This window comes from Variovorax sp. RO1, from assembly GCF_002849325.1.
GTDB lineage: Bacteria > Pseudomonadota > Gammaproteobacteria > Burkholderiales > Burkholderiaceae_C > Variovorax.
Genome location: NZ_PKMT01000003.1, coordinates 79,542 through 96,860, shown reverse-complemented (window position 1 = coordinate 96,860; position 17,319 = coordinate 79,542). Strand labels below are relative to the sequence as shown.

The window sequence follows — 17,319 nt, the reverse complement described above, 5'->3', positions numbered from 1 at the left end:
GGAGCGCACCATGACTGTCAAAACCAAAACCTCTCTTTCGCTGTTCGACGCAGCGCTCGTGAAGCCTGCGCTGTGGGGCGCCTTCGCCAAGCTGAACCCGCGCACCCAGTGGCGCAACCCGGTGATGTTCATCGTCTACATCGGGAGCATCCTCACGACGTTGCTCTGGGTGCACGCGCTGAGCTTCCCCGGCGACACCGGCATGCGGCCCGCCTTCGTGCTGGCCGTGACCGTGTGGCTGTGGTTCACCGTGCTGTTCGCCAACTTCGCGGAAGCACTGGCCGAAGGCCGCAGCAAGGCGCAGGCGGCGTCGCTGCGCGGCCTGCGCAAGGACACCTGGGCCAAGAAGCTGAAGGACCAGCAACAGCCGCACCACGGCGCGCCGTGGCTGCCGGAGCAGGCGCCGAATCTGCGCAAGGGCGACGTCGTGTTGGTGGAAGCCGGCGACGTGATCCCGCTCGACGGCGAGGTGATCGAAGGCGTGGCCTCGGTCGACGAAAGCGCCATCACCGGCGAATCGGCGCCCGTGGTGCGCGAGTCGGGCGGCGACTTCTCGGCCGTCACAGGCGGCACCCGCGTGCTGTCCGACTGGCTGGTGGTGCGCATCTCGGTGAACCCGGGCGAGTCGTTCCTGGACCGCATGATCGGCATGGTCGAAGCGGCCAAGCGCCACAAGACGCCGAACGAGATCGCGCTGACCATCCTGCTGGTCGCACTGACGATCGTGTTCCTCATGGTCACTGTCACGCTGCTGCCGTTCTCGGTGTTCAGCGTCGAGGCCGCCGGTGCGGGCACCGTGGTGTCGCTCACCGCACTGGTCGCGCTGCTCGTGTGCCTGATCCCGACCACCATCGGCGGCCTGCTCTCGGCCGTGGGCGTGGCCGGCATGAGCCGCATGATGCAGGCCAACGTGATCGCCACCTCGGGCCGCGCGGTGGAAGCCGCCGGCGACGTCGACGTGCTGCTGCTCGACAAGACCGGCACCATCACGCACGGCAACCGCCAGGCCAGCGCTTTCCTGCCCGCGCCCGGCGTGCCGAAGGGCCGCCTCGCACGCGCCGCCATGCTCGCCTCGCTGGCCGACGAAACACCCGAAGGCCGCAGCATCGTCGAGCTCGCACGCCGCGACGGCCTGGAGGCCGCCTCTGTCGACGTGCTGCGCTATGTGCCGTTCACCGCACAGACCCGCATGAGCGGTGTCGACCTGCCGGCCGCAGCCAACAGCCTGGACACCGACGCCATCGTGCTGCGCAAGGGCGCGGTCGATGCGGTGCGCCGCCATGTCGAATCGTTCGGCGGCACCATGCCGGCCGAGATGCTGCGCGCCGCCGAAGACACGGCACGCCGCGGCAGCACGCCGCTGGCCGTGGCCGAAGGCAACCGCGTGCTCGGCGTGGTCGAGCTCAAGGACATCGTCAAGACCGGCATCAAGGACCGCTTTGCCGAGCTGCGCCGCATGGGCATCAAGACCGTGATGATCACGGGCGACAACAAGCTCACAGCCGCCGCCATCGCGGCCGAGGCCGGGGTGGACGACTTCCTGGCCGAGGCCACGCCCGAGGACAAGCTCGCGCTGATCCGCAAGTACCAGGCCGAAGGCCGGCTGGTCGCGATGACCGGCGACGGCACCAACGACGCCCCCGCGCTCGCGCAGGCTGACGTGGCCGTGGCCATGGGCAGCGGCACGCAGGCCGCGAAGGAGGCCGGCAACATGGTCGACCTCGACTCCAACCCGACCAAGCTGCTCGAGGTGGTGGAGACCGGCAAGGCGCTGCTCATGACGCGCGGTTCGCTCACCACCTTCTCGATCGCGAACGACGTGGCGAAGTACTTCGCGATCATTCCGGCGATCTTCGTGTCGACGTATCCGCAGCTCGGCGCGCTCAACGTGATGCGGCTCGCGAGCCCGTCGTCGGCCATCCTGTCGGCGGTGATTTTCAACGCGCTCGTCATCGTGTTCCTGATCCCGCTCGCGCTCAAGGGCGTGCGCTACCGGCCCGTGGGCGCCGCCGCGCTGCTGCGCCGCAACCTCGCCATCTACGGCCTGGGCGGTTTGGTCGTTCCTTTCATCGGCATCAAGTTGATCGACTGGCTGCTCGTGGCCGTCCATCTCGTCTGAGGAGTTCTTCACCATGACTAGCCACAACACCAACGCCAACAACAACGGCGGCATCGTTCGCCCTGCGCTCGTGCTCTTCGCACTGCTGAGCGCGCTCACCGGCCTGATCTACCCGGCGGCCGTCACCGGCGCCGCGCAGTCGCTGTTCCCGTCGCAGGCGGCGGGCAGCCTGGTCGTGCGCGACGGCAAGCCCGTCGGCTCCGCGCTCATCGGCCAGAACTTCAGCGACCCGAAGCACTTCTGGGGTCGCCCGTCGGCCACCGCGCCGCAGCCGTACAACGCGAGCGCCTCGGGCGGCTCCAACCAGGGCCCGCTCAACCCCGCACTGGCCGATGCGGTGAAGGCGCGCGTCGAAGCGCTGCGCGCGGCCGACCCGGGCAACACCGCGCCGGTGCCCGTGGACCTCGTCACGGCCTCAGCCAGTGGGCTCGACCCCGACATCAGCCCCGCCGCCGCGCACTACCAAGCTGCCCGCGTGGCGCGCGAACGCGGCGTGGCGCCCGACCAGGTGAATGCGCTGATCGTGCAGAACACCCAGAAGCCGCTGTGGGGCGTGCTGGGCGAATCGCGCGTCAATGTGCTGGCGCTGAACCTGGCGCTCGATGCTTCTTCGACGGTGCGTTGAGGAGAAAACAACCATGGCCTATGCCGCCTACCGTGAACACCCCAGCGTGGTGCGAAGTCCGATCGCGCCGCGCACGACGCAATTCCACGTGCTCGATGTCACCGTCTGTTGCGCCGACGCACTGCGCGTGCGCCGCAGCATTGCCGCGTGCGCCGAGGCCGGCGTGGTGCGCTGCGAGCCGCTGCTGCATGCCTGCAGCTCGCAGGAGAGCGACGCGCCCTGCGTGCGCCTGATGATCCGCTTCCCGACCGCGCGCTACGCCGAGGTGCTGCACCGCCTCATCGAATGCGTGCCCTCGGGCGAGATCGGCCGGCTCATGAGCTGGCGCGATCACCTCACGCGCTGCGGCCTGCGCCATGGTCTCTGACCTGCTGCACGTGCTGCTGGCCATGGCGGCGCTGTTCGTGCCGCTGGGCTTCGCCTGGTGGGTGCTGTCGCGCACCGCGCGTCGCCACTCACGGCGGCGCAAGAGCGGGCCGATGCGCTAATCTGCACTCCCTCATGCCCGAGACCCGCCCCGACCCCGACGCCCTGCTCGCGCAACTGCGCAGCGACGAGGCGCGCGCGCTGCGCGGCAAGCTGCGCATCTACTTCGGCGCCAGCGCCGGCGTGGGCAAAACCTGGGCCATGCTCAGCGCCGCCCGGCGCGAGCGCGAGGCCGGGCGCGACGTGCTCATCGGCGTGGTCGAAACGCACGGCCGCAGCGAAACCGCCGCGCTGCTCGCGGGGCTCGACACGCTGCCGCTGCGCGAGCTGCCCTATCGCGGCCGCACGCTCGCCGAGTTCGACCTCGATGCCGCCCTCGCGCGCAAACCCGCCGTGCTGCTGGTCGACGAACTGGCCCACACCAACGCACCCGGCTCGCGCCACGCCAAGCGCTGGCAGGACGTGCAGGAGCTGCTGGCCGCCGGCATCGAGGTGTGGTCGGCGCTCAACGTGCAGCACCTCGAAAGCCTCAACGGCACCGTCGGCGCCATCACCGGCGTGCGCGTGCACGAGACCGTGCCCGACACCGTGCTCGACGAGGCCGACGAGGTGGTGCTGGTCGACGTCACGCCCGACGAACTCACGGCGCGGCTCGCGGCCGGCAAGGTGTATCTGCCGCAGCAGGCCGAGCGCGCCGCACAGAATTTCTTTCGCAAGGGCAACCTGATCGCGCTGCGCGAGATCGCTCTGCGCCGCACCGCCGAGCACGTCGAAGACGACGTGCGCGGCTGGCGTGTCGAACAGTCGGGCCCCGGCGGCAACGGGCAGGGCGGCGCGGCGCTGCAGGCCTGGAACACCTCGGGCGCCATCCTGGCCTGCGTCGGCCCGCACGAGGGCGCGGCGCAGACCGTGCGCACCGCCGCGCGGCTCGCGGGCCAGCTCAACGTACGCTGGCATGCCGCGTATGTCGAGACGCCGCGGTTGCAGCGCCTCGATGCGGCGCAGCGCGATCGCATCCTCGCCGTGCTCAAGCTCGCCGAGGAACTGGGCGCGGCCACGGCGGTGCTCACCGGCGCCGACGTGGCGGAGCAACTGTCCGAGCAGGCGCGTCGCCTCAATTGCGCGACGCTGGTTATCGGCCGCGCGGAGCCCGTGCGCGGATGGCGGCGCTGGTGGGGCGTGTCCGCGGTGCCGTTGGCGCGCGCGCTGGCGCAGCGGGCACCGGCGCTCGACATCCTCGAAGTCGGCCGCGCCGACAGCGCGCGCCGCCTGTCGCAGGCGTCGCTGGTCGCCACGCAGGCCGACGAAGACGACGAGCGCGCGCAGTCCCGCTGGCCCGGCTACGCCTGGGCCGCTGCCACCAGCATCGCGCTCACGCTGCTGTGCACGCCGCTGACGGGCGTGCTGGAGCTGTCCAACATCGTCATGCTGTTCCTGCTCGGCGTGGTCGGCGTGGCGATGCGTTTCGGGCGCGGGCCTTCGGCGCTCGCGGCCATGCTCAACGTGGCGGCCTTCGACTACTTCTTCGTCGCGCCGCGCCTGTCCTTCGCGGTCAGCGACGTGCAGTACCTGCTGACCTTCGCCGTGATGCTCGGCGTCGGCCTGCTGGTGGGCCAGCTCATGGCCGGGCTGCGCTTCGCGGCCGGCGTGTCGACCAGCCGCGAGCGCCGCGCGCGCTCGCTGTTCGAACTCACGCGCGAACTCTCGGCCGCACTCGAAAGCACCCAGGTCGTCGCCCTCGGCGCCGCCGCCGTGCAGGCCCATTTCGGCGGCCATGCGCGCGTGCTGGTCACCGACGCCGCCGACCAGCTCGTGCCCCCCGCCGACCCGCCGCCCAGCTTCGACGCGCAGGTGGCCGACTGGGCCTTCCGCCACGGCCAGCCCGCCGGCCTGGCCACCGCCACGCTCGCCGCCCAGCCCTGGCATTACGTGCCGCTGCGCGCGCCCATGCGCGTGCGCGGCGTGCTCGCGCTGTGCCCGGCCCGCCCGCGCTGGCTGCTGATTCCCGAGCAGGCGCAGCAGCTGGACACGCTCGCGCGCCAGATCGCCATCGCGCTGGAGCGCGTGCACTACGTCGAAGTCGCGCAGCGCGCCGTGGTCGAGATGGAATCGGAGCGCCTGCGCAATGCACTGCTCGGCGCCATCTCGCACGACGTGCGCACGCCGCTCACTGCGCTCATCGCGCTGGCCGAATCGCTGCAGACCCTGCCGCCCGAAGAACACACCGAGGCCGCGCGCGCCATCGTCACGCAGGCCCACGCGCTGCACGCGCTGGTCAGCAACCTGCTCGACATGGCACGCCTCGAAAGCGGCGTGGCCGGCGGCACGGTGAACCTGCGGCGCGACTGGCAGTCGGTCGAAGAGGTGGTGGGCGCCGCCATCCGCGCCGCCCGCCCCGCGCTGCGCGGCATGGTGGTGCAGACCGCGTGGGACCCCGAGCTGCCGCTGGTCGAGTTCGACGCCGTGCTCATCGAGCGCGTGCTCGTCAACCTGCTGGAGAACGCCGCCAAGTACGGCGCCGCGCCCATCGAGGTCGGCGCACGCGCCGAGGCCGGCACGCTGGTGCTCACCGTGCGCGACCACGGCCCCGGCCTGCCCGCCGCGCTGCACGGCCGCGAGCAGACGCTGTTCGACAAGTTCACGCGCGGCGAGGCCGAATCCGCCACGCCCGGCGTCGGCCTCGGACTGGCCATCTGCCGCGCCGTGGTGAGCGCGCACGGCGGCGAGATCAGCGCGGCCAATGCGCGCGACGGCGGTGCAGAATTCACCGTCACCTTGCCGCGCCGCGAGCCCCCCGAACCCGCTGAAGCCCAGCTCTGAAACCCGCCATGCCATCCCCCACCGCCATCGTGATCGAAGACGAGCCGCAGATCCGCCGCTTCGTGCGCGGCGCGCTCGAGGCAGAAGGCTGGCAGGTGCACGAAGCCGGCACCCTGCGCGACGGCCTTGCGGCCGCCGGCACGCGGCAACCCGATCTGCTGGTGCTCGACCTGGGCTTGCCCGACGGCGACGGCGTGTCGCTGATCCGCGATGTGCGCGGCTGGTCGCAGGTGCCGATCATCGTGCTCTCGGCCCGCACCGACGAAGCCGACAAGATCGCCGCGCTCGACGCCGGCGCCGACGATTACCTCACCAAGCCCTTCGGCACCGGCGAACTGCTGGCCCGCGTGCGCGCCAACCTGCGCCGCCCACGTGCCGCGAGCGGCAACGGCGATGAACCGGCCGCCGAAGCCGTGTTCCGCTTCGGTGAGATCGAACTGGACCGCGCCGCACGCATCGTGCGCCGCGCCGGCGCCGAGGTGCATCTCACGCCGACCGAGTACCGCCTGCTCTCCGTGCTGGTGGCCAACGCCGGCCGCGTGCTGACGCAGCGGCAACTGCTGCGCGAGGTGTGGGGCCCGTCGCACACGGACCAGAGCCACTACCTGCGCATCTACATGGGGCATTTAAGGCAGAAGCTGGAGACGGACCCGGCGCAGCCGAAGCACTTGCTGACCGAGACGGCTGTGGGATACCGGCTGGTCGTCTAGAAAGAAAAAGAAAAACGAGGGCAGGGGCGTTCATTCACCCACAAAGCCCGGCAGGCGGTGCGGTGTGGGCGGCCCCTCTGTGCCGCCGAGGCGCACAGCGTTTCGCGGATCAGGGCTCGCAGCTGTTTGAGCCGCAGGCGAGTTCTGCGAGACCCCGCGAAACGCGAGCACCGCAGGGGAGCCGCGAAGCGGCCGGCACAGTGGGGTCGACCGCGCCGCGCCGCTTGTCGGGCGCGCTCCCGAGAGAGCGCGTCCCCAATCAGCCCTTGTTCGGATTCAGCAGGAATTTCTCCCCCGTAGCCTGCTTCCCATACACCCCGATCGCATCGAGCTGCAGCGCCTCCACAAGAGACACCTCCCGCGTGTAGTGACTCGCAAACGTCGTCTTCAACTCCGCCACCACGCGCGAACGCAGTCGCTGCGTGCCTTCATCGCCCAGCTTCTGCAGGAACGGGAACAGCAGCCAGCCGCCCATGCCCCAGGCCATGCCGAAGTTGCGCACGAACTCGGTCGGGCTGCGGTCCAGGCCGCCGTAGATGTAGACCTGCTTGTGCGTCATCGAGCCGTAGCGGCTGTATTCCTTGGCGGTGCGGTTGATCGCCGCTTCCATGCAGCCGAGGATCTGGCCGGCGAGCTTGCCGCCGCCCGTGGCGTCGAAGGCGAGCGTGGCGCCAGTGGCGACCAGTGCGTCGGTCAGCTGCTCGAGGAAGTCCGGCGAGCTCGCGTTGCAGACGTACTTCGCGCCGATGCTGCGCAGCAGGGCTTCCTGCTCGGGCTTGCGCACGATGTTGACGAGGTCGATGCCGTCCTTCTGGCAGATCTTGTTGAGCATCTGGCCCAGGTTGGACGCAGCTGCGGTGTGCACCAGCGCCTTGTGGCCTTCGCGCTTCATGGTCTCGACCATGCCCAGCGAGGTCAGCGGGTTCACGAAGCACGACGCGCCTTCGGCCGGCGTGGTGCCCGCCGGCAGTTCGAGGCACATCTGCGCGGGCACCGCGCGGTACTGCGAATACATCGCGCCGCCGATGGCTGCCACGGTCTTGCCCAGCAGTGCCTGCGCGGCCGGCGACGAACCGGCCTTGACCACCACGCCCGCACCCTCGTTACCCACCGGCATCGACTGGTCGAGCCGCGCCGCCATCGAGGCGCGCGCGCGTTCCGGCACGATGGCCGTGACGACGGGGCGATCGGCCGTGCCGGAGGCCACCGCAGTGCTCATGTCGGCAGCGCCGAACAGCAGGCCCAGGTCCGACGGGTTCATCGGCGCCGCCTCGACGCGGATCACCACCTCGTGGGCCTGCGGTTCGGGCATCGGGTCGTCGTGCAGGGAGAGTTCGAGTTCGCCGTTGGAACGGACGAGAGAGCGCAGTTGGAGTGCCATGGAGAAGCCCCTGTGAAAGGTCGTTCGGAGATGGCCATCGGCCACGGGGCGGCCAGTATAGGAGCGGGTGCGCGCGCCTGCTGGCGCCTTCAGGACACCACGGGAATCACCGGGGCATGGGCCAGCGCATGGCGCATCTTCAGCGGGTCGAGCCGCTCGATGTAGCGCGGGATGTTGCGCCACAGCGTGTGGTAGCCGTAGCCGCCGCGCAGCATCTCCTGGCGCGCGCTGTCCTTGTCCCAGTCCTGCACGGCCATGCGGTAGACGGCCGCCACCACGCCCGTGCGGTCCGCGCCGTGCATGCAATGGATGAGCACCGGCCCTTGCTTCTCGGCCTCGCGAATGGCGACCAGCGCGCGCAGCACCTTGGCATCGTCGATCGACCAGGTGTTGATCGGCACGCGCACCAGCCGGATGCCGCTGCCGGCAAACACCTTCCTGTCGTCGTTGAAGGAGCGCAGACTCACGACGGTGCGGATGTCCAGCGACTGCAACGCCGCCACGTTCGCGCGGCGCGGCTGCGCGCTGCGGTACAGCGTGGGCGTGATGCGGTGCAGGTTCTCGACCTGCAAGGCATCGAGCGGATCGGCCCAGTGGCCGGGGCGCAGGTCGGCGGCCTTTGTTTCTGTTGTCGTCATCGCGCGCGCGGACGCCAGTGGCGCACCGTCAGGATGAGCGCCGCGATCGCGAGCCCGCCCCAGTAGTCGATCGGAGCCCCCCACAGCCAGTGCTTGTGCCAGAAGGCCTTCACGGGGTTGAAGTTCTCGAAGCCGAAGGCCGGGTTGATGAGGAACCACAGGAAGTCTTCGCAGACCCAGAACACGATCAGCCCCGCGAGCGCCAGCCCCCAGTCGCGCCATGTCCAGCGTCCCTGGAAGGCCAGCGGCGAGAAGAACACCAGCATCATGAAGGTGAACACCCAGGCGTGATAGCCCGTCATCGCGCGGCCGCCCCAGAACAGGTCGAGCCAGATGTTGTTCTCGATGCGCCACGTGGGCAGCGAGGTGGCCCAGCCGGCGCCGCCTTCGATCTGGATCTCGGCGTTGGCGAAGAAGAACGCCATCGTCACGACCCACGCGAGGTAGACCAGCGTGCGGCCGATGCCCGGCCGCGGCTCCACGGCGCCGCCGCTCATTCGGCAATGCCCAGCACGCGCTGCAGCACCGCACGCGCGGCCTGCGGCTTGCCCAGGGCGCGGCTGCGCGCGGCCATGGCCGCGAGCTTGGCGGGGTCGGCCATGAGGCGCGCGACCTTGTAGTCCAGGCCGATGGCGTCGTAGGCCAGCCAGGCGGCGCTTTCTTCCATGAGGAAGCCGGCGTTGTGCTCTTCCTGCCCCGGAATCGGCGAGATCAGCAACATCGGCTTGCCCAGCGCCAGGCACTCCGACACCGTGAGGCCGCCGGGTTTGGTCACGACCAGGTCGGCCGCGGCCATCATCTTGTGCATCTCGTTCGTGAAGCCGACGGCCACCACGCGGCCCGGATGGCGTTGCGAGAGCACTTCGAGCCGTGCGTGGGCGTCAGCATTACGGCCGGCCACCGCGATCACCTGGAACGGCGTGTCGCCGCCGAGCGCGAGCACGCGCTCGACCATGCTCGGCAGGTCGCCCACGCCGGCACCGCCCGAAGCCATCAGCAGCACTGGGCGCGCAGGGTCCAGCCCCAGCGCACTGGCGCAGGCCGCGTGCGCGAGTTCCGGCGCATCAGGCTCGGAAAAAGCCGGCATCACCGGGATGCCCGTGACATGCACGCGCTCGGGCGGAATACCGCGTGCGCGCAGCCGGAAGGCGACTTCTTCCGTGGCCGCGAGATAGCCCGTCATGCCCGGCACCAGCCACATGTTGTGCAGGTCGTAGTCGGTGATCTGCAGCCACACCGGGCACTCGATGCGGCCCCGGTTGCGCTCGCGCATCAGCAGCTCGGCCGGCAGGAAGTGGGTGCAGATCACCGCGTCGGGCTTGGCGCGCCGAATTTCGCGCACCAACGCCCCGGTGCTCAGGCGCTCGATGCCGCGGCGCAGCCGCTGCGAGGGCGCGTGGTGCGGCGTGACGTCGGTGCGCTGGTGCAGGTACGACCACAGCTCGGGCGCGCGGTTCACCAGCTGGAGGTACCAGTCGGTGTACACCTTGCGAAAGCCCAACGGCACATGGGCCATGGCGTCGACATGCACCGCGGTATGCGGCGCAAACGACTGGGCGAGGGTGGCTTCAAGCGCCTGGGCGGCGCGCACATGGCCGTTGCCGGCGCTCACACTGAGGATCAGGAGTTTGGTCATGGATTCGGCGGTCTGGTCGCCGGATTATGGGCATGCCATGTGGCAGGGCCCGTGCACACGCCCTGGACTGAAAAGATCACCGCCTCAGAGCGGCGCCCGCGACGTGACGAGCGCTCTCGCGCCAACAGCCGCCCGCTCACGTATCGCATCGAAGGTGGTGTTTGCAACGATGCGCCCGTTCTCGAACACCGTTTGCAGCAGATCGACCTGGCCGCTCGCCAGTGTTTCTTCGCGCACGGTCTGTACGTCGCCGTGTGCGTTCCGAATCAGCGCAAGTCGCCCCTTCTTCGAGGCCTTGTTCACGTCGCCTACCGGCGACTTGTAGACATCGCGCCACTCGCCATTCACCTGCATCGCCGAGCACTTCATCGCCCATTGCATCGTGTCGCGGTTGACCTGCTGAAGCAGCCCACCACCCATGCCGAAAGAGATGTTCTCGGTCGAGAAGCCGTTGTGAAAGAAGTTCGAGAGGCACAAGCGCAGCGAGTCGAGGTTGACGCCGTCGCCCTGGATGATGCGCACGTTGTTCAGCACACGAAAGCCCTTGGCATTCGTCGTGGTGCCGAAGCGCTCGGCCAGGATCTGCGCCACCTTGAGCGTGGTTTCGGCCGGGTCGCCCGAGTCGGGCCGCACCACCAGCGTCGCACCCGAGGCCACCACCTTCGCCTTGAGTTCGTCGCCCCAGATGTGCGCGCAGGCATTGAAGATGTCGTAGCTGTCGCTCACCACCGCGAAGGTCGTGCCGGGCTTGGCGAACTGGTCGACCATGTTGCTGTACGCATCGGATTCATGGTCGCGGCCCCAGCCCGTGATGGTGCTGTGCTCGGCCGCGGGGATCGAGAAGCCCGCCACGTCGCAGTCGTAGTAACGACGCGCCGCCACCAGTGCGGCCAGTGTGTCGGTGCCCATGAAGTTGACCAGGTGGGCCATGCCGCCGAGCGCGGCCGATTCGAGGCTCGAGACGCCGCGCGCGCCGAAGTCGTGCAGCCTGAATGCGATCTGCCCTTGCGGGTCGTCGCAGGTCGCCTCGAGGTAGCGCAGCAGCGTGGTGCGCGCCGCGGCCGAGAGCGTGGCCACCGTGGTCGGATACCAGATGGCGCGCAGCAACTCGGTTTCGAGAAAGCTCGTGACCCAGAAGAACTCGGGGTCGGTGTTCTCGATGGTGGCCAGCACGTTGTGCACCGGCAGCACGCTGCCCTCGGGCACGGCGCGGATGCGCACGGGCATCAGTCCGTCGTGCTTCTCGATCAGCCGCAGCCAGCCTTCGCGGTTGAAGGGTTCGCCGTGCACGGCCATCATTGCCGCGGCCTCCTCGACGTCGTCGCGCGTCACCGGTGTCTGCAGGTATTCGCGCAGGTACGCCTGCAGGCCGAAGAACAGCGAGTGGCTGAAGAGCCCGCCGCGCGATTCGATGTAGCTGTGCACGGTCTGCGTACCGGGTGGGTACTGCATCCAGTGCGACACCTTGTAGGAGTCGGTGCGCAGCAGCAGGTTGTCGCCCAGGGGCGAGGAGGTGAGGTTGCGGTTCATGTGAAAGCTCCTTTCACGTGGGCCCCGTCAACCGGGGCCCGTTCTTGCTGACAAAGCCTGGTCGTTCAGTTCTTGCCCAGGCCACCCAAAAAATGGTTTGCGATGAAGTAGTGGTCTTCGTAGATGCGGTCGGGCATGCCGAGGAACTCGGCAATCGGCACCCAGCGCACCGCGGCCGCATCGTCGTCGGCACGCACGTCCGACAGGCCCGTCCACTGGTTGTGCGCCAGCTCGAAGAAGAAGCCGTGCGTGATCGTGCGGCCGCGCTGCGAGCGGTCGGGCGCATCGAACACATGGCTCGCCTTCATGCTGCCGTTGAGCACGGGCACAGGCACCTTGAGGCGGGTTTCTTCCTTCAGCTCGCGGATGGCCGCGTCCTGCAGCCGCTCGTGCTGGCCGACGAAGCCGCCGGGCAGCGCCCACGTGCCCTTGCCGGGATGGAACTTGCGCTGCACCAGGAGGATGTGACCGGCCTCGACCACGATGGCATCGACCGTGGTGTAGATCGGCGGAAAGCTGCTGCCCGCATAGCGGTACTTGTCGCGGTAGTCGACAAGGAAGGCGCGCTCGTCGCAGAGCTCGGCGTAGTCGGCGGTGCCGGTGAACTTGTCGAGAAAGGCGGCGGTGCCGTCGGGCAGGTCGGCACGTGCGAGCTGGCCGCGGTTCTCGGGGTCGAAGTAGAGGCTGCGCACGTCGGTGGCGTTCAGGCTTTCCACGCTGTGCTGGCCCACGAACTCCCAGTGCGGGAAGAGCTTGAGGTAGTAGCTGGAGCTGTCCTTCAGGTGCCCCACCAGCGCGACCTTGGCCTGCGCCGCGGGCACATGGCCGTCCTGCTGGATCAGCCGCTCGACGGCGGACTGGATCGACGCGATCCAGAGCTGGTCGTTGTAGGGCGAGTCGCCCACGCCGACGACGCTCACGCGCATCTGCTCGGTGCCGCGCAGGCACGCGCGCACCATGCGTTCGCGTTCGTCGAAGGTGAAGGGGTCTTTGACGCTGCGGGGCTTGCGGTCGGAACCGACCACCACGATGACCCGATCGGCGGCGCGCAGGCCTTCTTCGATGAGTCGCTGGTGGCCGAAATGAACGGGCTGGAAACGCCCGATGACGATGGCGTACTGAAACTTGCGTGTGTTGTGCATGGTCACTTGGGAATCCCCCAAAAAGGGCGCAATCAACTTGCGCCTGAATTCAGGATAGCACCGGTTCGACGCATCGATCAAGTGTTCCTTGCCCCACGGGACAGGCGTCCGACTGTAAACAGCCAGATACTCCGAAGGCGCATTTGCTAGGATTCGCCCCCCCATGACCGAGCCCTCTACTTCTCCCCACGCGCCCGTGCGCCTCAACAAACGCATGGCCGAACTCGGCCTGTGCTCGCGCCGCGAGGCGGACGACTGGATCGCGCAGGGCTGGGTGCGCGTCAACGGCAAGCCCGCCGAGATGGGCGTGAAGGTCACGCCCAACGACCGCATCGAGGTCGACAAGGCCGCCAAGGGCCAGCAGGCGAACCAGGTCACGATCCTCATCAACAAGCCCATCGGCTACGTGAGCGGGCAGGCCGAAGACGGCCATGAGCCGGCGGTCACGCTGTTCACGCCGCAGAACCGCTGGGTGGAAGACAACGCACGCTTCTTCTTCGGCCCGCAGCAGCTGCGCGGCCTGGCCCCCTGCGGGCGGCTCGACATCGACTCCACCGGCCTGCTCGTGATGACGCAAGACGGCCGCATCGCGCGCCAGCTCATCGGCGAAGACTCGGTGATGGACAAGGAATACCTCGTGCGCGTGGCCTACCACGGCCTGGACCAGCCCGCGCCCACCGGCCAGCTGGTGCGCCTGGACGACGACGACCCGGTCACCACCAACGTGCAGGCGGTGTTTCCGCCCGCCATGCTCGCGCGGCTGCGGCACGGCCTGAGCCTGGACGGCCAGGCGCTCAAGCCGGCGCGCGTCGAGTGGCAGAACCCCGAGCAGCTGCGCTTCGTGCTCACCGAAGGCAAGAAGCGCCAGATCCGCCGCATGTGCGAGCTGGTCGGCCTCAAGGTGGTGGGCCTGAAGCGCGTGCGCATCGGCAAGGTGATGCTCGGCAACCTGCCGGTGGGGCAGTGGCGTTACCTGGCGCCGCACGAGAAGTTCTGAAAATTTGCCGATGATGGCCGCGGTGCTGAGCCGGCGCGCACTGAACCGGGCCACGCTGGCGCGGCAGATGCTGCTGGCACGGCGCAAGGCGAGCGTCGTGCAGGCCATCGAGAAGCTGGCCGGGCTGCAGGCGCAGGCCCCCAACCCGCCCTACATCGGCCTGTGGAGCCGGCTCGAAGGCTTTCGCCGCGAGCAGCTGACCGACGCGCTGAAAACACGCCGCATCGTGCGCATGTCGACACTGCGCGCGACCCTGCACCTGATGACCGCCCCGGACGCGTGGGCCTGGCGGCCGTTGCTCGAACCGGTGCACCAGCGCGGCCTGTCGGGCCTGCATGCGCGGGCCCTCGAAGGCGTCGACCGTGCGGACGTGGTGAAGGCGGGCCGTGCATTGCTCGACGACGGACCGCTCACCGGCACGGCGCTCGGCCAGGCGCTCGCGACGCGTTGGAAAGACCACGCGCCGGCCTCGCTCGCCGCACTCATCCGCAACAACGTGCCGCTGGTCCATCTGCCGCCTGCGGGCAGCTGGAACTCGCACCAGAACGCGCTGCTGCAGCCGCTCGGTGCATGGCTCGGTGAATCCTTCGCCGAGATCGCAGAAGCCACGCAAGACGACCTGCTCCTGCGCTACCTCGCCGCCTTCGGCCCCGCGACACTGGCCGACGCCGGCGCGTGGTCGGGCCTCACGGGCTGGAAGGCCGTGGCTGAACGGTTGAGGCCGCAGCTGCGCGTGTTCACCGGCGAGCAGGGCCAGGAACTCTTCGACCTGCCGCGCGCGCCGCGCCCCGACCCCAACACGCCCGCGCCGCCGCGCCTGGTCGCCGAATGGGACAACCTGCTGCTCTCGCACGCCGACCGCAGCCGCGTGCTCGACGAGACGCACCGCGCCCGCGTGTTCACCGTCAACGGCATCGTGCGCGGCACGGTGCTGCTCGACGGCTTCGTGGCGGGCACCTGGAAGATCGAACGCACGACACAGGCGGCCACCGTGGTGCTGGAGCCCTTCACGCGCTGGTCGGCGGCCGACCGGCGCGGCGTGGAGGAAGAGGCGCGGCGCCTGCTGGCCTTTGCCTCCGACGCAGAGGACGAGCGGCACGCGGTCCGCGTCCTAAGCCCCGCCTAAGACTCTCCTAAGTCTGCGCGCCTACGCTGCGCCGCGGCGCAAGGCCACTACCGATCATCCCGGTCGCGTGCTACCTTGCGCGCGAAGGAGTCACGGCAATGCGCGTGCTGCTGGTGGAAGACGACGAAATGATCGGGCGCAGCCTGAAGCAGGCGCTCGAGGGCGCGGGCTGGTCGGCCGACTGGGTGCGCGACGGCGAGCTGGCGCAAAGCGCGCTCGGCGACGGCGGCTACACCTGCGTGCTGCTCGATCTGGGCCTGCCCCGCCAGGACGGCACCGAGGTGCTGCGCCGCGCGCGCGAACGCGGCGACGCCACGCCCGTGCTGGTGCTCACCGCGCGCGACGGGCTGGACGACCGCATCCACAGCCTGGACCTTGGCGCCGACGACTACCTGCTCAAGCCCTTCGAGTTCCGCGAGCTGCTCGCGCGCATGCGCGCCGTGGTGCGCCGCCGTGACGGCGCCGCGCATTCGCGGATCGGCACCGCCGCGCTGCAGCTGGACCTCACGACGCGCGAGGTGGCGGTGAACGGCGTGCCCGAGGCGCTCACCGCGCGCGAGTTCGCACTGCTGCATGCGCTGCTGGAGCGGCCCGGCGCCATCCTCTCGCGCGAGCAGCTCGAAAACCGCATCTACGGCTGGGGCGACGAAGTGACCAGCAACGCCATCGACGTGCTGATCCACGGCATGCGCCGCAAGCTCGGCGCCGACGCGATCCGCAACGTGCGCGGCCTGGGCTGGCGAGTCGCCGCATGACCAGTGAGGCCCGCCGCTGGTGGCGCCCGCGTTCGCTGCGCACCCAGCTGCTGCTGTGGCTCGTCACGCTGCATGTGGTGGCGGCGGTGCTCACGGCGTGGTTCTCTTTTCTGGCCTACGGCAATCTCGTTCACAACGCACTCGACGACCAGATGCGGCTGGTGGCCGAGTCGTACGCGGGCAACGACCCGCCCAAGACCCCGCGCGCGATGGACGGCGAAGCGGCCTTCTCGCGCGGCGCCTTCGTCGTGCAACTCTGGAATGCGGATGGCGCCACCTTGCGCGCGAGTTCGTGGCCCGCGCTGTCGGTGCCGCTCCAACCGGGCAGCGGCTTCAGCGACGTGCATGCGGAAGGGCCCGCGCATTCGCGCTGGCGCGTGTTCACGGCCGATCCCGCGCCGCACGCGGACGCGCCGCGCGTGCAGGTGCTGCAGAACGAGGACTACCGCCACCGCCGTGCGCTGCGCCGCGCCCTGCTCGAAGGACTGCCGATCGCGCTGCTGCTGCCGGCGGCGCTGCTGGTGCTGTGGCTCATCGTGTCGGCCGCCTCGCGCTCGCTGCGCGGCGTGGCGCGCGACGTGGCCTCGCAGGACGAGCGCCGCCCGACCGAGCTGTCGCTGGCGCGCGTGCCCGACGAGATCACGCCGCTGGTGGGCGCCTTCAACCACCTGCTGTCGCGCGTGCGCAGCGCCTTCGCCACGCAGCGCCGCTTCGTGCAGGACGCGGCGCACGAGCTGCGCACGCCGATGGCCGCCATCGGCCTGCAGATCGAGAACCTGCGCGCGCATGTGCCGGCCGGCGAAGCCACCGACCGCTTCAACCAGCTCGAGGCCGGCGTGACGCGCGCGCAGCACCTGATCGAGCAGCTGCTGCAACTGTCGCGACAGGACGCACCGCCGTCGGATGCGCCGGGCGAGCGGGTCGACATCGAGGCGCTGCTGCGCGACAGCCTGGGCCAGCGCATGGTGCTGGCCGATGCGCGGCGCATCGATGTGGGCTTCGAAGGTCTCACCAGTGCCGTGGTGACTGCACCCGCATCCGAGCTGCGCAGCGTGTTCGACAACCTCATCGACAACGCGCTGCGCTATGCGCCCGAAGGCGGCGTGGTCGATGTGCGGCTGCACCGGGTCGCGGATGGGCAGGCGGTGGTCGATGTGCTCGACAACGGGCCGGGCATTCCGCCGGCCGAACTGGAGCGCGTGTTCGACCGCTTCTTTCGCGTGCCCGGCGCGGCGGCGGGCGGCAGCGGGCTGGGCCTGGCGATTGCGCGCACGGCGGCGGAGCGGCATGGCTTGCGCATCGAATTGCGCAACCGCGACGACGGGCCGGGGCTGAGGGCGCGGGTGCTGCTGCCGATGTAGACGGCGCGGTGGTGCTCACTTCCGGCTCATTCTTCGCTCACGCTGTGCTCAGT

At 69.7% G+C, this 17,319-nt stretch carries 16 protein-coding genes; 10 read left to right on the top strand and 6 right to left on the bottom strand.

Annotated features, from left to right (window positions below; all coding sequences use genetic code 11):
* Nucleotides 1-10: 10 nt before the first annotated feature.
* The 6 genes from kdpB to kdpE are packed head-to-tail and all read left to right on the top strand — an operon-like array spanning nucleotide 11 to nucleotide 6,700.
* Nucleotides 11-2,119 (top strand): potassium-transporting ATPase subunit KdpB, encoded by a 2,109-nt coding sequence (kdpB, locus tag CY658_RS17345; protein WP_101491409.1) that lies wholly within the window; start codon nucleotides 11-13, stop codon nucleotides 2,117-2,119.
* Between the two features lie 13 nt (nucleotides 2,120-2,132).
* Nucleotides 2,133-2,744 (top strand): potassium-transporting ATPase subunit KdpC, encoded by a 612-nt coding sequence (gene kdpC, locus CY658_RS17340; protein WP_101491408.1) that lies wholly within the window; start codon nucleotides 2,133-2,135, stop codon nucleotides 2,742-2,744.
* Between the two features lie 13 nt (nucleotides 2,745-2,757).
* Complete coding sequence (locus CY658_RS17335; RefSeq protein WP_101491407.1) at nucleotides 2,758-3,111, top strand: hypothetical protein; 354 nt, start codon at nucleotides 2,758-2,760, stop codon at nucleotides 3,109-3,111.
* Nucleotides 3,101-3,232 carry a hypothetical protein gene (locus CY658_RS33020; protein WP_257884907.1) on the top strand — a complete coding sequence of 44 codons (132 nt, stop codon included), beginning with the start codon at nucleotides 3,101-3,103 and terminating at the stop codon, nucleotides 3,230-3,232. The genes CY658_RS17335 and CY658_RS33020 overlap by 11 nt, the downstream gene beginning before the upstream one ends.
* 13 nt (nucleotides 3,233-3,245) lie before the next feature.
* A complete protein-coding gene (locus CY658_RS17330; protein ID WP_101491406.1) occupies nucleotides 3,246-5,990 on the top strand; it encodes a DUF4118 domain-containing protein in 2,745 nt (914 codons plus the stop codon).
* 8 nt (nucleotides 5,991-5,998) lie between these two features.
* Nucleotides 5,999-6,700, top strand: coding sequence for a two-component system response regulator KdpE (gene kdpE, locus CY658_RS17325; RefSeq protein ID WP_101491405.1), 702 nt, complete (start codon nucleotides 5,999-6,001; stop codon nucleotides 6,698-6,700).
* Nucleotides 6,701-6,959: 259 nt separating this feature from the next.
* Here the strand turns inward: kdpE and CY658_RS17320 are convergent, their stop codons facing one another.
* The 6 genes from CY658_RS17320 to CY658_RS17295 form a co-directional block, all read right to left on the bottom strand.
* Nucleotides 6,960-8,081: a zinc-binding dehydrogenase gene (locus CY658_RS17320; protein ID WP_101491404.1), complete on the bottom strand. Its 1,122-nt coding sequence runs from the start codon at nucleotides 8,079-8,081 to the stop codon at nucleotides 6,960-6,962.
* Between the two features lie 89 nt (nucleotides 8,082-8,170).
* Entirely contained in the window at nucleotides 8,171-8,719 is a 549-nt protein-coding gene (locus tag CY658_RS17315; protein ID WP_101491403.1) for a tyrosine-protein phosphatase, read from the bottom strand.
* Nucleotides 8,716-9,216, bottom strand: a complete 501-nt coding sequence (locus CY658_RS17310; protein ID WP_101491402.1) for a hypothetical protein — start codon at nucleotides 9,214-9,216, stop codon at nucleotides 8,716-8,718. Before CY658_RS17310 ends, CY658_RS17315 begins: the two co-directional genes overlap by 4 nt.
* Complete coding sequence (locus tag CY658_RS17305; RefSeq protein WP_101491401.1) at nucleotides 9,213-10,355, bottom strand: MGDG synthase family glycosyltransferase; 1,143 nt, start codon at nucleotides 10,353-10,355, stop codon at nucleotides 9,213-9,215. The genes CY658_RS17310 and CY658_RS17305 overlap by 4 nt, the downstream gene beginning before the upstream one ends.
* Nucleotides 10,356-10,439: 84 nt before the next feature.
* The gene (locus tag CY658_RS17300; RefSeq protein ID WP_101491400.1) at nucleotides 10,440-11,885 is read right to left on the bottom strand and encodes a nicotinate phosphoribosyltransferase; all 1,446 of its coding nucleotides are present in this window, start codon (nucleotides 11,883-11,885) and stop codon (nucleotides 10,440-10,442) included.
* A gap of 65 nt (nucleotides 11,886-11,950) precedes the next feature.
* Entirely contained in the window at nucleotides 11,951-13,027 is a 1,077-nt protein-coding gene (locus CY658_RS17295) for a bifunctional nicotinamide-nucleotide adenylyltransferase/Nudix hydroxylase (protein ID WP_101491895.1), read from the bottom strand.
* Nucleotides 13,028-13,190: 163 nt separating this feature from the next.
* Here CY658_RS17295 and CY658_RS17290 point away from each other — a divergent pair, with 163 nt between their 5' ends.
* The 4 genes from CY658_RS17290 to CY658_RS17275 all read left to right on the top strand — a co-directional run bounded on the left by CY658_RS17290 (nucleotide 13,191) and on the right by CY658_RS17275 (nucleotide 17,266).
* The gene (locus tag CY658_RS17290; protein ID WP_101491399.1) at nucleotides 13,191-14,024 is read left to right on the top strand and encodes a pseudouridine synthase; all 834 of its coding nucleotides are present in this window, start codon (nucleotides 13,191-13,193) and stop codon (nucleotides 14,022-14,024) included.
* Between the two features lie 10 nt (nucleotides 14,025-14,034).
* Nucleotides 14,035-15,150 carry a winged helix DNA-binding domain-containing protein gene (locus CY658_RS17285; protein WP_257884906.1) on the top strand — a complete coding sequence of 372 codons (1,116 nt, stop codon included), beginning with the start codon at nucleotides 14,035-14,037 and terminating at the stop codon, nucleotides 15,148-15,150.
* A 98-nt stretch (nucleotides 15,151-15,248) separates the two neighbouring features.
* Nucleotides 15,249-15,905, top strand: coding sequence for a response regulator (locus CY658_RS17280; protein ID WP_101491398.1), 657 nt, complete (start codon nucleotides 15,249-15,251; stop codon nucleotides 15,903-15,905).
* The gene (locus CY658_RS17275; RefSeq protein WP_101491397.1) at nucleotides 15,902-17,266 is read left to right on the top strand and encodes a sensor histidine kinase; all 1,365 of its coding nucleotides are present in this window, start codon (nucleotides 15,902-15,904) and stop codon (nucleotides 17,264-17,266) included. Before CY658_RS17280 ends, CY658_RS17275 begins: the two co-directional genes overlap by 4 nt.
* Nucleotides 17,267-17,319 lie beyond the last annotated feature (53 nt).

What these genes read in the sequence shown, in the direction of transcription:
- CY658_RS17320 (WP_101491404.1), bottom strand. Translation starts at nt 8,081, where the DNA reads ATGGCACTCCAACTGCGCTCTCTCGTCCGTTCCAACGGCGAACTCGAA.
- CY658_RS17310 (WP_101491402.1), bottom strand. Translation starts at nt 9,216, where the DNA reads ATGAGCGGCGGCGCCGTGGAGCCGCGGCCGGGCATCGGCCGCACGCTG.
- kdpE (WP_101491405.1), top strand. Translation starts at nt 5,999, where the DNA reads ATGCCATCCCCCACCGCCATCGTGATCGAAGACGAGCCGCAGATCCGC.
- CY658_RS17300 (WP_101491400.1), bottom strand. Translation starts at nt 11,885, where the DNA reads ATGAACCGCAACCTCACCTCCTCGCCCCTGGGCGACAACCTGCTGCTG.
- CY658_RS33020 (WP_257884907.1), top strand. Translation starts at nt 3,101, where the DNA reads ATGGTCTCTGACCTGCTGCACGTGCTGCTGGCCATGGCGGCGCTGTTC.
- CY658_RS17335 (WP_101491407.1), top strand. Translation starts at nt 2,758, where the DNA reads ATGGCCTATGCCGCCTACCGTGAACACCCCAGCGTGGTGCGAAGTCCG.
- CY658_RS17315 (WP_101491403.1), bottom strand. Translation starts at nt 8,719, where the DNA reads ATGACGACAACAGAAACAAAGGCCGCCGACCTGCGCCCCGGCCACTGG.
- CY658_RS17295 (WP_101491895.1), bottom strand. Translation starts at nt 13,027, where the DNA reads ATGCACAACACACGCAAGTTTCAGTACGCCATCGTCATCGGGCGTTTC.
- CY658_RS17285 (WP_257884906.1), top strand. Translation starts at nt 14,035, where the DNA reads ATGATGGCCGCGGTGCTGAGCCGGCGCGCACTGAACCGGGCCACGCTG.
- kdpB (WP_101491409.1), top strand. Translation starts at nt 11, where the DNA reads ATGACTGTCAAAACCAAAACCTCTCTTTCGCTGTTCGACGCAGCGCTC.
- CY658_RS17330 (WP_101491406.1), top strand. Translation starts at nt 3,246, where the DNA reads ATGCCCGAGACCCGCCCCGACCCCGACGCCCTGCTCGCGCAACTGCGC.
- CY658_RS17290 (WP_101491399.1), top strand. Translation starts at nt 13,191, where the DNA reads ATGACCGAGCCCTCTACTTCTCCCCACGCGCCCGTGCGCCTCAACAAA.
- CY658_RS17275 (WP_101491397.1), top strand. Translation starts at nt 15,902, where the DNA reads ATGACCAGTGAGGCCCGCCGCTGGTGGCGCCCGCGTTCGCTGCGCACC.
- CY658_RS17280 (WP_101491398.1), top strand. Translation starts at nt 15,249, where the DNA reads ATGCGCGTGCTGCTGGTGGAAGACGACGAAATGATCGGGCGCAGCCTG.
- kdpC (WP_101491408.1), top strand. Translation starts at nt 2,133, where the DNA reads ATGACTAGCCACAACACCAACGCCAACAACAACGGCGGCATCGTTCGC.
- CY658_RS17305 (WP_101491401.1), bottom strand. Translation starts at nt 10,355, where the DNA reads ATGACCAAACTCCTGATCCTCAGTGTGAGCGCCGGCAACGGCCATGTG.